Genomic DNA, 12,502 nt, shown 5'->3' with positions numbered 1-12,502 from the left:
GTCGGGTTATCGATCACGGAATCTGAGCGATCGGTGGTTGGGAGGCCGCAACCGGGACGAGCTTCGCGGCCCACTCCTGTCCCGTCCGGAACGACGGGGTTGCGGCACGCCTTCGGGTACGACAGTCTCTCGGCGGGTTCGGCGCGCCCGTCCTCGGCTCGTTCGTCCCATACCCACTCCCGCCCGGAGCAGCCATGTCCGACGCGTCCCCGCCCGATCCGTCCCCCTCCACCTCACCGGACCCGTCAGCTGGCGGCGCGTCGGGGTCGCCGGCTGAGCCGTACTCGCCGGGTGCGGGCGCTCCGGCACCGGATCCGACGGCGCCGCCCTCGGCCGCGTTCCCGGCGCCCGACCCGCTGGCCCCGGGTCAGCCCTGGGCACCGCCGGCGCCGTGGGCACCGGCACCGCCGGCCGCGCCGTGGGCGCCTCCCCCGCCCGCGACCCAGTGGATGCCCCAACCGCCCGCGACGCCGTGGACACCGGACCCGCCGACAGCCCCGTGGACGCCGTCGTCGCCACCCGACGCCTCCGGCCCGACGCCCGCCGGGCCGCCGTCGCCGGGTTGGCCCACGCCCGGCGGGTGGCCCACACCCGTCGGACCGCCGCCCGCAGGGTGGTCGCCGTCAGCCGGATCACCGCCGCCCGGCTATCCGCCGCCGTACGCGTACCCCGGCCATCCGCAGCCCGGGGGTAGCCCGGCCACGCACAGCGGCCGAGCCGTGGGGATCGTCATCGCCGTCCTGGTGGCGCTGATGCTGACCGTCTGTGGCTGCCTCTGCGCGGCCAGCCTGGTGCTCGACGGGAACGACCCCGACCCATTCGCCGAGCAACCCTTCGGCACTCCCGACGACGACGACTGGATGGAGCCCACCGCCGGGCCGCTCATCCCCGAGCGACCCACCGCGCCGCCGCCCCCCGCGTCTCCCACTCCCAGCAAGAAGCCGGTCACTCGACCTACGTCAGGGCCGGCACCCGTGACGGTGGTCTACGAGGTCACCGGCTCGGGTACGGCGGACATCGCGTACTACGACGCCGAGAGCGATCTCATGCACGTCGACGGCCAGAAGCTGCCCTGGCGCACCACCATCCGGACAAACGGCAAGACCAGGGTGCTCGTGGAGGCCAGATGGGTCGACGATGAGGGTCAGCGACCAATCGACTGCACCGTCACGGTCACCGGCGCCGGCAAGCCGGTCGTCAACAAGACCCGGGGGTACTGGTCGACCAGTTGCGCGCCCGAGTGAGGCTGGGGTTCGGGCGGCGGGTGGCCGTAGGCTGGCGCAGGTGACGACGAGCACCGATGTCGACCCGCTGGTGGCCCGGATGCGGCCGTTCGGCACGACGATCTTCGCCGAGATGTCCGCCCTCGCCGTACGCACCGGCGCGGTCAACCTCGGCCAGGGCTTCCCCGACACCGACGGTCCACCGGAGATGCTGGCCGCCGCCGCCGAGGCGCTGCGCAACGGGCAGAACCAGTACCCGCCCGGCCCAGGGATCCCCGCCCTGCGCGCGGCCGTCGCGGCGCATCAGCGGCGGTTCCACGACCTGGCGTACGACCCGGACGGCGAGATCGTGATCACCGCGGGCGCGACCGAGGCGGTGGCGGCGAGCATCCTCGCGCTCTGCGAACCGGGCGACGAGGTGGTGTGCTTCGAGCCGTACTACGACTCGTACGCCGCCTCGATCGCGTTGGCCGGCGCGGTCCGCCGGCCGGTGACGCTGCGCCCCTCGGCCGACGGCCGGTACGCCTTCGACCCGGCGGCGTTGCGTGCGGCGTTCGGCCCGCGCACCCGGCTGGTGCTGCTGAACTCACCGCACAATCCGACCGGGAAGGTCTTCACCCCGGCCGAGTTGGCGCAGGTCGCCGAGTTGTGCCAGGAGTTCGGCGCGTACGCGGTCACCGACGAGGTGTACGAGCACCTGGTCTTCACGGACGCGGCGAGCCCGCACGTGCCGCTGGCCAGCCTGCCCGGGATGCGGGAGCGGACGCTGCGCATCTCGTCGGCCGGCAAGACGTTCTCCTGCACGGGGTGGAAGGTCGGCTGGGCGAGCGGTCCGGCGGCGCTGGTCTCGGCGGTGCTCCGGGTGAAGCAGTTCCTCACCTATGTCAACGCCGCGCCGCTGCAACCGGCGGTGGCCGTGGCGTTGGCTTTGCCGGACGACTACTACACCGGTTTCCGGGACAGTCTCCAGCAGCGGCGTGACCAGCTCGTCGGCGGTCTGACCGACGCCGGGTTCGAGGTGCTCGACTCGGAGGGGACGTACTTCGTCACCGCCGACATCACCGCCCTCGGCGGCCGGGACGGGGTGGAGTTCTGCCGCTCGTTGCCGGAGCGCTGCGGTGTGGTGGCGGTGCCCACCCAGGTCTTCTACGACGACGTCGAAGCGGGCCGGCGGCTGGTCAGGTTCGCCTTCTGCAAGCGCCCGGAGGTGCTGACCGAGGCGGTCAGCCGGCTGCACGCTCTGGGCCCGAGCCGCTGACCCGCCCGGAGCCGGTCGATCCCGGGTCGGTCGCCGACTGATCCGCTGTCGGCGTCGCGAGTCGGGTGAGCAGCCGACCCTCGTCACCGAGCAGCACCGACTCGGCGTCGTCCACGAACGACAGGTCCGCGGTGACGTGCCGGCTGGCCGCGGTGAGCAGCAACCCGACCACCGGGTCCTCGGCGGCCCGCCGTAGGCCGTCCAGATTGCGCAACTCGCGCAGCAGGTGCCCACGCTGGTTGCTGAGCACCGCGCGAACAGTGGCCGCAGAGCCGGACCGGGCGGCGGCGGTGACCTTGAGGAAGAAGTCGTCCCGGAATCCGCCGCTGCGCGGGCTCGGCTCGGCCAGCCACCGCGTCAACTCCGCGCGGCCGGCGGGGGTGATCTCGTAGACCACCCGGTCCGGCTTGATCGGCTGCGGTTGCCGTTCGGCGACGACCAGCTCGTCCCGGGAGAGCCGGTCGAGGATCTGGTAGAGGTGGCCGATGTTCAGCGGCCCCCACTGCGGGCCGACGGCGGCTTCGAACGCGCCCTTGAGCTGGTAGCCGTGGCTGGGGCCACCAGCGAGCAGGGCGAGGACAGCGTGCTGGATCGCCATGTCACCTCCGGTACGGGTCTTGCATTGTCACAATGTATCGCGCAGAGTGGGGACAGCACACGGGGAGGCGCGATGCTCGGCTTCATCTGGAGACAGCTGCGCGGCCGTGCGGGGCGGTCGGTGGCGCTGCTGGTCGGCGTGCTGGTGGCCACCACCGGCTTCGTGGTCCTGACCGGCGCCACCACCACCTCTCGTCTGGACGTCACCGGCACCGTCGAGCGCAACACCCAGGTCGCCTACGAGATCCTGGTCCGTCCGAAGGGGACCCGCACGCCGCTGGAAGCCGAGCGCGGGCTGGTCCGCCCCAACTATCTCTCCGGGCTCTTCGGCGGCATCACCACCCAGCAGTACGAGCAGGTGACGACAGTCCCCGGCATCGAGGTGGCGGCCCCGATCGCGATGCTCGGCTATTCCACCACCCTGCTACCGACGCCGATCGACCTCACCGACGCCGTCGACCGCTCGCTGGACCAGCAGGTCATCCGGGTCGACCCGACCTTCCACGCCGAACGCGGTCTCTCCACCGCGCCGGGCAAACCGCGGTACGTGTACGTGACCAAGAAGCCGCTGATCTACCCCCGGATCGACTGGGGAACCGACAGTGACGCCGTACCGTACTCCGATGGGCGGTCCTACTCCTGGTCGGACACCTGCGGCCCGACCCCCCGCGAGGTGCAGCCGGACGGGCGCAGCCTGCCCATCTGCGATCCGGGATACGCGCTGCTAAGCAACCCGGGCACCTACTCCGAGCGCGAGGACTGGTCCCTGCACGCCGTTCAACTGCTGCCCGACGGTCGGTTCCAAGCCGACTCCTACATCCTCGCGACCGACCGGGACGGCTCCGCCACACCCACCGACCGGCTGGTGATGGCGTACGACCTGACCGTGCCGTTTCTCCTGGCCGCCGTGGACCCGGCAGCCGAGGAACAACTCGTCGGACTCGACGACGCCGTCGTCACCGGTCGAGCCGTCCGCACCGACGACAAGGTCGCCGTCAACCGCCGGGGCTCAGCGGACAACCACGAGGTCCCGGTTGTCGTCACCAACCGGCCCTTCATCGACGAGTCGCTGGCGGCCAGGTTCACCCGGCTCTCGATCAGCCCCGCCGGGGTGGAGGCGATCGACCTGGAGAAGACGTTGAGCCGCCCCGGGGGGACTCCCGCCGGGTCCGGTCGGTACGACCTCACCGCCGGGCACCAGGCGATGCTCACCGAGGAGCTTTCCCTGGCCGGGTGCTGCCACGGCCAACTTCAGACGGTCGTGCAGTCGGCCGAAGTGCAGTACGACCGGCTACCCGACGGCAGCCTGCGGGCCCGCCAGCAACCGCCCGGCGACCCCGAGGTGTACGGCAAAATGGAGGCGTTCAACCCGCTGCCCCGACCCTGGCTCGCCGACGACACCGGTTCCCGATCGATACGGGCGCTGCCACTACCCGTTGGCGCAAACACCGCCAATCGTTTCTGGCGGGCCGTCGGTGTCTTCGACCCGGGCCGGCTGGCCGGCTTCAGTGACCTCGGCCAACTGCCGCTGGAGACCTACCAGGCGCCGACGGCGCAGGGTGCCGACGACCGCAGCCGGGCGGCGCTGGGTGGTCAACCGCTGGCGCCCAGCGGCAATCCCGCCGGCTACCTCTCCGCGCCGCCGCTGCTCCTCACCAACCTCGGCAGCGTGCCGAAGATCCTGCAGGGTGGCGGCGGGCCACAGGCCAAGGCCCCGATCAGCGCGATCCGGGTACGGGTGGCCGACGTGGGCGGCTACAACGAGCGGTCGGCCGAGCAGGTCCGACTGGTCGCCGAGCAGATAGCGGCACGCACCGGGCTGGACGTCGACATCACCCTCGGCTCGTCGGGCGCGCCGCAGACGGTGGAACTGCCCGCCGGCTCGTTCGGCCGGCCGATGCTGCGGCTGACCGAGAACTGGTCGGCACTCGGCGTCGCCTCGATCATCACCCAGGCGGTGGACCGCAAGAGCCTGGTGCTCTTCGTGCTGGTGCTGGTGGTCTGCGTGCTCTTCCTCGGCAACGCGGTCAGCGCCGCCGTCCGGGACCGGCGCTCCGAACTGGCGGTGCTCTCCTGTCTCGGCTGGCCGGTCCGCCGCATCGCGGCGCTGATCCTGGGCGAGGTCGCCCTGCTCGGGTTCACCGCCGGTCTGCTCTCGCTGGCCCTGGCGGTGCCGCTCGGAATCGCGCTCGGCGTCGACGTCGACTGGCGGCGGTCCGCCCTGGCCGTACCCATCGCCCTGCTTCTCGCGCTGGCCGCGGGCCTGGTGCCGGCGCTGCGGGCCGCGCGCGCCCACCCGGCCGCCGCCCTCCGCCCGATCGTCGCTCCCGCCGGCTGGGTACGCCGGCCACGCACCCTCTTCGGGTTGGCCCTGGTGAATCTGGCCCGCACCCCCGGGCGCACGCTCCTCGGCGCCGGCGCGCTGGCCATCGGGGTGGCCGCGCTGACGCTGGTCACCGCCGCCGCGTGGGCCTTCCGAGGCGCGATCGTCGGCAGTCTTCTCGGCGACGTGGTCTCGCTGAGCGTGCGCGGCGCGGACACCGTGGCCGCTACGGCCACCGTGCTGCTCGGTGCCGCTGCTGTCGCGGACGTGCTCTACCTGAACATCCGCGACCGGGCCGCCGAGCTGGCCACCCTGCGGGCCATCGGCTGGACCGACGCCGAACTCGGCCGGCTGGTCGGCTACGAAGGGCTGGCGCTGGGGCTCGTCGGTTCGACCGCCGGCGCGGCGGTCGGCCTGGCCGGCGCGGGTTGGCTGATCGGCGCCCTCCCCGGCGCACTGCTCCTGGTGGCCGCACTGGTCGCGCTGGCGGGCGCGCTGGTCAGCGCCGTCGCCGCGCTGGTGCCCGCCGCCCTGTTGCCGCGCCTACGACCCGCCCGACTTCTGGCAGAGGAGTAGCAGTCATGAGCGAGCAGATCGGCAGCGCGATCTCGGTCGACCACCTGACACGACGATTCGGCACCGGCGCGGACCGACTGACGGCCGTCGACGACGTGTCCCTGACCATCGCGGCCGGAGCGGTGGTGGCGCTGACCGGGCCGAGCGGGTCGGGCAAGTCGACGCTGCTGCACCTCATCGGCGCCATCGAGCAGCCCGACGAGGGCAACGTGACAGTTGACGACGTGGTGGTCAGCGACCTGCGCCGGGCCGCGCTGGCCCGCTACCGGCAGCGGGTCGGGTTCGTGTTCCAGCGCTACCATCTGCTGCCCGCACTCACAGTGCTGGACAACGTGATCGCGCCGGTCCTCCCCCGCCGGGGCCGGGCCGATCACGCGACCCGAGCCCGTGAGTTGCTCGACGCGGTCGGCCTGGCCGGTCGGGAGCGCGCCCTGCCCGCGCAGCTCTCCGGTGGCCAGCAGCAACGGGTCGCCATCGCCCGCGCCCTGATGGGGGCACCGGGCCTGCTGCTGGCCGACGAGCCCACCGGCAACCTCGACTCCACCACCGGCGGGCAGATCCTCGACCTGCTGCTCGACCTCCGTGACCGGCACGGCATGACCATCCTGCTCGCCACCCACGAACAGGCCATCGCTGCCCGCTGTGACCGACTCGTCCGGCTGACCGACGGACGCGTCACCGAGGACCTCGACCTCACCGACGGCGAGGACCCCGCCGACACGTACGAGCGGGCGGCCCGACTGCGGTTGTGAGGCCGCCCCGAGGTGGTCTCAGGCGACCGGGCTCGCGGTGCGGACCAGCTCGGCGATCCGCTCGGCGACCTCACGGGCGGTCGCCTCGGTGGCCGCCTCGACCATGACCCGGACCAGCGGCTCGGTGCCCGACGGGCGCAGCAGCACCCGGCCGGTCTCCCCCAGCTCCGCCTCGGCCCGCTCGACCTCGGCGCGTACCGCTGGGGCGGCGGCGCCGATGGTCCGGTCGCCGACCGGCACGTTGATCAGCACCTGGGGCAGCTTGGTGACCACCGAGGCCAAATCGGCGAGGGACTGGCCGGTGGCCGCCATCCGAGCCATCAGGTGCAGGCCGGTGAGCACCCCGTCGCCGGTGGTGGCGTGCGCGGGCATGACGATGTGGCCGCTCTGCTCACCGCCGAGCGCCAGCCCGGAGGCGCGCAGCTCCTCCAGCACGTACCGGTCGCCGACCTTGGTCTCGAGCAGGCGGATGCCCTGGGCGGACATCGCGAGCCGCAGCCCGAGGTTGCTCATCACGGTGGCCACCAGGGTGTCCTGGGTGAGCGTGCCGGCGTCCCGCATGGCCAGCGCGAGGATCGCCATGACCTGGTCGCCGTCCACCTCGTCGCCGTCGGCGGTGACCGCCAGGCAGCGGTCGGCGTCGCCGTCGTGGGCGATGCCCAGGTGGGCGCCGTGCTCGACCACGGCGGCGCGCAGCGCCTCGATGTGGTTGGAGCCACAGTCGTCGTTGATGTTCAGCCCGTCGGGCTCCGCGTGGATGGCGATGACCTCCGCGCCGGCCTCCCGATAGGCGACGGGGGCGACCTCGGCGGCGGCGCCGTTGGCGCAGTCGACAACTACCTTGATCCCGTCGAGCCGGTGCGGCACGGTGCCCACCAGGTGCTGGACGTAGTGGTCGGCACCGTCGAGCAGGTCGTGCACACGGCCGACGCCAGCACCGATCGGGCGATCCCAGGCGGTGGTGGCGTTCGTCTCGACGGCCGCCTCGATCTGCATCTCGATCTCGTCGGGCAACTTGTGCCCACCGGCGGCGAAGAGCTTGATGCCGTTGTCCGGCATCGGGTTGTGCGACGCGGAGAGCATCACACCCAGGTCGGCCTTGGCCTCGGCGGTGAGGAACGCCACCGCGGGGGTGGGCAGCACGCCGACCCGCACCACGTTGGCGCCGGCGCTGGTCAGCCCGGCGACCACTGCGGCCTCCAGCATCTCGCCGCTGGCGCGGGTGTCCCGGCCGACGACCGCGAGCGGCGGATGACTGCGGTCCGTCTCGGCGAGTGTGTGCGCGGCGGCCACCGCGAGCGCGAGCGCCAACTCCGGGGTGAGATCCGCGTTTGCTCGCCCGCGTACGCCGTCCGTGCCGAACAACCGACCCATACCCGCCAACCTCCGATAGAGCACTGCCAGTGAGGAGAAAGCGGAACGGCCGACCCACCTCCCCCCGACGAGGGGGAGGCGGACCGGCCGTCCGTCAGAAGTACAACGCGCTGGTAAAGATCAGCGCTTCGAGTACTGGGGAGCCTTACGGGCCTTCTTGAGGCCGTACTTCTTGCTCTCCTTGACCCGGGCGTCACGGGTGAGGAAGCCGGCCTTCTTCAGGGCCGGGCGGTCGTCCGGCTCGTTGATGATCAGCGCACGGGCGATGCCCAGCCGCAGCGCACCGGCCTGGCCGGTGGTGCCGCCGCCACGCAGGTTCGCGATGACGTCGAACTGCTCGAGCTTCTCGGCGGTGACCAGCGGGTCCTTGATGAGCTGCTGGTGCACCTTGCTCGGGAAGTAGGCCTCGAGGTCCTGGCCGTTGCAGGTGATCTTGCCGGTGCCCGGGACGATGCGGACCCGGACGATGGCCTCCTTGCGGCGGCCCACGGTCTGGATCGGCCGGTCACCACGAGGCGCGCGGGCAACGGGCGCCGGCGCCTCGGTGACCTCGGGGGCCTCGGGGGCTTCCGTGGCTTCCGGGGCGACCTCGGTCTCGATGATGTCGGTCATGCTGCTTCCTTCGCCCGCGCTCACTGCGCGATCTGCTTGATCTCGAACGGCACCGGCTGCTGCGCGAGGTGCGGGTGCTCGGCACCGGCGTAGACCTTCAGCTTCTTGATCAGCTGACGGCCGAGCTTGTTGTGCGGGAGCATCCCCTTCACGGCCAGCTCGATGGCCCGCTCGGGACGCTTGGTCAGCAGCTCGTCGTAGCCGATCTGCTTCAGACCACCCGGGTAACCCGAGTGGCGGTAAGCGACCTTGGTGTGGCGCTTGTTGCCGGTCAACGCAACCTTGCCCGCGTTCACGATGACGACAAAGTCGCCCGTGTCGACGTGCGGCGCGAAAGTCGGCTTGTGCTTACCACGCAGCAACGTGGCGGCGTGGGTGGCCAGGCGGCCCAGCACGACATCAGAGGCGTCGATGACGTGCCACTGACGCTCGATCTCACCCGGCTTCGGGCTGTACGTACGCACAGGTCTACCTTGTCTCGTCGTCGGTCTGGGGTCGCGCGCCGAGGTGACCAGATCTAGCAGGCCGGACCAGCGCGCACGAACGACCAAGCGTACCTGAAGGGGCACGCCTCTGGATGTCGTACAACAGCAGGCAACGATACCCGGCGCCCCGTCCGCAGGTCAAAACGGGGGTGCGGTCCCGCGCGGCGACGCGCCGAGGGTGTCTCAGCTCACACGTTGGTGAGTCGACCGGCCCTCGGACGGCGGTAGACCACCCAGGTGACCGCGAAGCACAACGCGTACCAGCCGATGAAGGCCAGGTAGGCGGCGTCGGCGTTGCCCGAGCTGAGGAACGACTGGCGGAAGGCGATGTTGACCAGCACCCCGCCGAAGGCGCCGATCGCACCCGCGATACCGATCAACGCGCCGGTCATCCGCCGCGCCCAGCGTGCGGCGGCCTCCGGATCACGCTGACCGGTGGCCACCGCGTCCGCCGAACGGGCCCGGAAGATCGCCGGGATCATCTTGTACGTGGAGCCGTTGCCGACGCCGGAGAAGACGAAGAGGGCGAGGAACCCGGCGAGGTAGAGCCCGAACGAACGCTCCCGCGCCGCGTACAGCACTGTGCTCGCCCCGGCCGCCATCGCCACGAAGTTCCAGAAGGTCACCCGGGCCCCACCCAACCGGTCGGCGAGGTGCCCGCCCAGCGGCCGGATCAGCGATCCGACCAGCGGGCCCAGGAAGGTCAGCCAGGCGGCGTCGACAGGGGTGGGGAACCGCTCGGCGAACTGGAGCTGGAGCACCTGACCGAAGGCGAAACCGAAGCCGATGAACGAGCCGAAGGTCCCGATGTAGAGCAGCGACATCACCCAGGTGTGCGGGTCGCGGGCCGCCTCCCGCAACGCGCCGGGCTCGTTGCGCGCCCCGGGCACGGTGTCCAACCAGCGGGCCGCGGCCAGCGCGGCCAGCACGATCAGCGGCAGGTAGACCGCCGGCACCAGCCGGGGGTACGCGGCGCCCGCCGTGGCGAGGACCGCCAGGCCGACCAACTGCACGGCGGGTACGCCCAGGTTGCCGCCCCCGGCGTTGAGCCCGAGCGCCCGCCCCTTGAGGCGCTGTGGGTAGAAAAGGTTGATGTTCGCCATTGAGGAGGCGAAGTTGCCGCCACCGACCCCGGTGAGGCAGGCGAGCACCATCAGGGTGGTGTAGGACACCCCGGGCTCCAGCAGCACCGTCATCGGCACCGCTGGCACCAGCAACAACAGCGCGCTGATGATCGTCCAGCGTCGTCCACCGAAGCGGGCCACCGCCAGCGTGTACGGCAGCCGCAGCACCGCGCCCAGCGCGGCCGGCACGGCGGTGAGCAGGAACTTCCCGGCCGGATCGATGCCGTACGCGGGGCCGAGGAAGAGCACGGTGACCGACCAGAGACTCCACACCGAGAAGCCGACGTGCTCCGCGAAGATCGAGACCCAGAGGTTGCGCCGGGCGATCGGCGCGCCGGTGGCCTGCCAGAAGTCCGGGTCCTCGGGGCGCCAGTCGTGCAGCGGCTGCCGGCGACCGGTGACGGCAGGCGGCTCGGCGGTGACTACGGTGCTGGTGAGCGTGCTCACGGCGGCTCCTCCTCGTCGATGTGACGAGGGGAAACGCTAGGAACGCCCGGTTACCTGGCAGTGCCCGTCGCGGGTCGGGCCGGAAACGGCTATCGCACCACGGGCCGGCGGCGATGGTGAGCACACCACCGGGGGCGCGCGGTCAGAGCCCGCCACGGTCAGAGCCGCTGCCACGGTCAGAGCTGCTGGAGGATGCGCAGCGCACGGCCGACCCGGAGCATGGTGTCGGTGTCGGCGACGTCCACGCACGCGGTGAACCACTTCTTCATGGGCGAGGAGATCCGGTCTGGCATCACCACGTACCGGCCCATCGACACGGCGAGCGGCGAGTCCCGCAGGAGCGACTCCTCGACCACCTCGACCACGATCACGATGGGCACGTCTGTGGAGTTGTAGACGTCCGAGCTGATCACGAGACCGAGGCGTTCCCGGGCGCCCTCGATGCGCCAGATCTCACCCCTACGCAGCACGCGGCCGTCCGCCGGAGAACAGGTCGTTGACCATGCCCACCTCGCGGGCGTCGGCGAGCGCGGCAGACTCCAGATCCAGGCTGGCGCGGCCCACGGCAGCGGCGTGCGCGGTGAAGACCTCGCGCAGCGCCTTCTCCCGGGCGGCCTGGTCCATCCACGCGGAGAGCGACAGCCCCTCGCGCTTGGCGAACCGCCGCGCCTCCTCGATCGTCTCGTCCGTGAACGAGAGAGTCACCTTGGCAGTCATGCCGAGCAGATTACCCGCGGGTGTGACCACCAGTCATCCCTGCGCTTGCCGCCTCGCACCGGGGCGGCGAAACGCACATTCCGCCGGTCCTACCCGGCCCGGCCGCCGAACACCGCGAAGCGCCACTCCTTGAAGTAGCAGTCGACGTCGACCAGGCCCGCCTCGGTGAGCCACCGGCACTGGTCGGCCACCGTCGCCGGGCGGTCGTGGCGCATCCGCTCGCGGGAAGCCGCGATCTCGTCGGGGGACGCACCCAACTCGGTGATCCGCTCCAGCCACACCTCGTCGTAGCGCCGGTCCAACTCCGGGGTCGGGCCGGCGACCTGCTCGGCGTTGACGAAGACCCCGCCCGGCGCCAGCGCGCCGGCGGCCCGCCGGTAGAGCGCGCGCTTGCCGGCGTCATCCAGGTGGTGGATCGCCAGGGCGCTGACCACCGCGTCGTACCGACCCGGTGGCAGTTCGTCGGCCAGGTCGGCGTAAACCGTGCGGTGTGGCACGGACCGCGCGTCCAACTGGTCGGTGGCGCGGGCGAGCATCGCCGGCGCGCCGTCCACCAGGGTCAGCCGGACTCCGGGCACCGCGGCCGACAGCAGCAGGGAGAGCAGGCCGGTGCCGGCGCCCAGATCCAACACCTCCGGGGTACGCCCGGCGGCGAGCGCGGCGCGCAGCGGCGGCGCGGCCACCTGAACGGCAGTGCCGTAGAAGGCGTCGAAGCACGGGATCAGCCGCCGCCGTGCCTCGTCGTAGGTGCCGGCCACCGCGTCGAAGACGTCCGTCACGCCCATCGCCATCTCCCAGATTTTGAGACAGTTTTCCCACATTATAAGCCAGCGACGGCACCACGGAACCCGGCGGACGCGTTCGAGTCGGGGCTGCCCTTGACCTGGCGAGATCTTGGACAGTTTCCGTTAGGGGGGAACGGAAACTGTCCAAGATCTCCGCCGTCAGCCACCCGTCACACCCGCTGCTCCTGTGCGGTGTGAGCCCCACTTGACAGGACCGAAACAGAAGGGA

Annotated in this window: 13 protein-coding genes; 5 read left to right on the top strand and 8 right to left on the bottom strand. The window is 71.7% G+C overall.

Going from position 1 to position 12,502, the window contains the following annotated elements:
• The first annotated feature begins 391 nt into the window (after positions 1-391).
• The 3 genes from ACLJOK_RS29440 (at position 392) to ACLJOK_RS29430 (ending at position 2,481) form a co-directional block, all read left to right on the top strand.
• Positions 392-694, top strand: a complete 303-nt coding sequence (locus ACLJOK_RS29440) for a hypothetical protein (RefSeq protein WP_410821800.1) — start codon at positions 392-394, stop codon at positions 692-694.
• Positions 695-719: 25 nt separating this feature from the next.
• The gene (locus tag ACLJOK_RS29435; protein WP_410821799.1) at positions 720-1,244 is read left to right on the top strand and encodes an MmpS family transport accessory protein; all 525 of its coding nucleotides are present in this window, start codon (positions 720-722) and stop codon (positions 1,242-1,244) included.
• 79 nt (positions 1,245-1,323) lie between these two features.
• Complete coding sequence (locus ACLJOK_RS29430; RefSeq protein WP_410822213.1) at positions 1,324-2,481, top strand: pyridoxal phosphate-dependent aminotransferase; 1,158 nt, start codon at positions 1,324-1,326, stop codon at positions 2,479-2,481.
• Here the strand turns inward: ACLJOK_RS29430 and ACLJOK_RS29425 are convergent.
• The gene (locus ACLJOK_RS29425) at positions 2,447-3,079 is read right to left on the bottom strand and encodes a PadR family transcriptional regulator (protein WP_410821798.1); all 633 of its coding nucleotides are present in this window, start codon (positions 3,077-3,079) and stop codon (positions 2,447-2,449) included. The genes ACLJOK_RS29430 and ACLJOK_RS29425 overlap by 35 nt on opposite strands.
• A gap of 72 nt (positions 3,080-3,151) precedes the next feature.
• Between ACLJOK_RS29425 and ACLJOK_RS29420 the strand changes: the two genes are divergently transcribed.
• Positions 3,152-5,977 (top strand): FtsX-like permease family protein, encoded by a 2,826-nt coding sequence (locus tag ACLJOK_RS29420; protein ID WP_410821797.1) that lies wholly within the window; start codon positions 3,152-3,154, stop codon positions 5,975-5,977.
• A 5-nt stretch (positions 5,978-5,982) separates the two neighbouring features.
• Positions 5,983-6,729, top strand: coding sequence for an ABC transporter ATP-binding protein (locus ACLJOK_RS29415; protein WP_410821796.1), 747 nt, complete (start codon positions 5,983-5,985; stop codon positions 6,727-6,729).
• Positions 6,730-6,747: 18 nt separating this feature from the next.
• Here ACLJOK_RS29415 and glmM read toward each other — a convergent pair whose 3' ends face one another.
• The 7 genes from glmM to ACLJOK_RS29380 all read right to left on the bottom strand — a co-directional run bounded on the left by glmM (position 6,748) and on the right by ACLJOK_RS29380 (position 12,273).
• Positions 6,748-8,103, bottom strand: a complete 1,356-nt coding sequence (gene glmM, locus ACLJOK_RS29410; RefSeq protein WP_410821795.1) for a phosphoglucosamine mutase — start codon at positions 8,101-8,103, stop codon at positions 6,748-6,750.
• Positions 8,104-8,223: 120 nt separating this feature from the next.
• The gene (gene rpsI, locus ACLJOK_RS29405; RefSeq protein ID WP_410821794.1) at positions 8,224-8,715 is read right to left on the bottom strand and encodes a 30S ribosomal protein S9; all 492 of its coding nucleotides are present in this window, start codon (positions 8,713-8,715) and stop codon (positions 8,224-8,226) included.
• 20 nt (positions 8,716-8,735) lie between these two features.
• Positions 8,736-9,179 carry a 50S ribosomal protein L13 gene (gene rplM / locus ACLJOK_RS29400; protein ID WP_238679468.1) on the bottom strand — a complete coding sequence of 148 codons (444 nt, stop codon included), beginning with the start codon at positions 9,177-9,179 and terminating at the stop codon, positions 8,736-8,738.
• A gap of 209 nt (positions 9,180-9,388) precedes the next feature.
• Positions 9,389-10,771 (bottom strand): nitrate/nitrite transporter, encoded by a 1,383-nt coding sequence (locus tag ACLJOK_RS29395; protein ID WP_357199086.1) that lies wholly within the window; start codon positions 10,769-10,771, stop codon positions 9,389-9,391.
• A gap of 176 nt (positions 10,772-10,947) precedes the next feature.
• Complete coding sequence (locus ACLJOK_RS29390) at positions 10,948-11,241, bottom strand: hypothetical protein (RefSeq protein ID WP_091402325.1); 294 nt, start codon at positions 11,239-11,241, stop codon at positions 10,948-10,950.
• On the bottom strand, positions 11,231-11,488 hold the full coding sequence (locus ACLJOK_RS29385; RefSeq protein ID WP_091403518.1) for a DUF6364 family protein: 258 nt from the start codon (positions 11,486-11,488) through the stop codon (positions 11,231-11,233). The genes ACLJOK_RS29390 and ACLJOK_RS29385 overlap by 11 nt, the downstream gene beginning before the upstream one ends.
• 89 nt (positions 11,489-11,577) lie before the next feature.
• Positions 11,578-12,273, bottom strand: a complete 696-nt coding sequence (locus tag ACLJOK_RS29380; protein ID WP_410821793.1) for a class I SAM-dependent methyltransferase — start codon at positions 12,271-12,273, stop codon at positions 11,578-11,580.
• Between the last annotated feature and the right edge of the window lie 229 nt (positions 12,274-12,502).

The organism is Micromonospora sp. 050-3, assembly GCF_046549335.1.
Classification (GTDB): Bacteria; Actinomycetota; Actinomycetes; order Mycobacteriales; family Micromonosporaceae; genus Micromonospora; species Micromonospora trifolii.
This window is presented reverse-complemented; position numbering and strand designations above follow the sequence as displayed.

Coding starts and splice junctions, on each gene's coding strand:
- rpsI (WP_410821794.1), bottom strand. CDS start 8,715: ATGACCGACATCATCGAGACCGAGGTCGCCCCGGAAGCCACGGAAGCC.
- ACLJOK_RS29380 (WP_410821793.1), bottom strand. CDS start 12,273: ATGGGCGTGACGGACGTCTTCGACGCGGTGGCCGGCACCTACGACGAG.
- ACLJOK_RS29425 (WP_410821798.1), bottom strand. CDS start 3,079: ATGGCGATCCAGCACGCTGTCCTCGCCCTGCTCGCTGGTGGCCCCAGC.
- ACLJOK_RS29420 (WP_410821797.1), top strand. CDS start 3,152: ATGCTCGGCTTCATCTGGAGACAGCTGCGCGGCCGTGCGGGGCGGTCG.
- ACLJOK_RS29430 (WP_410822213.1), top strand. CDS start 1,324: ATGCGGCCGTTCGGCACGACGATCTTCGCCGAGATGTCCGCCCTCGCC.
- ACLJOK_RS29385 (WP_091403518.1), bottom strand. CDS start 11,488: ATGACTGCCAAGGTGACTCTCTCGTTCACGGACGAGACGATCGAGGAG.
- ACLJOK_RS29415 (WP_410821796.1), top strand. CDS start 5,983: ATGAGCGAGCAGATCGGCAGCGCGATCTCGGTCGACCACCTGACACGA.
- glmM (WP_410821795.1), bottom strand. CDS start 8,103: ATGGGTCGGTTGTTCGGCACGGACGGCGTACGCGGGCGAGCAAACGCG.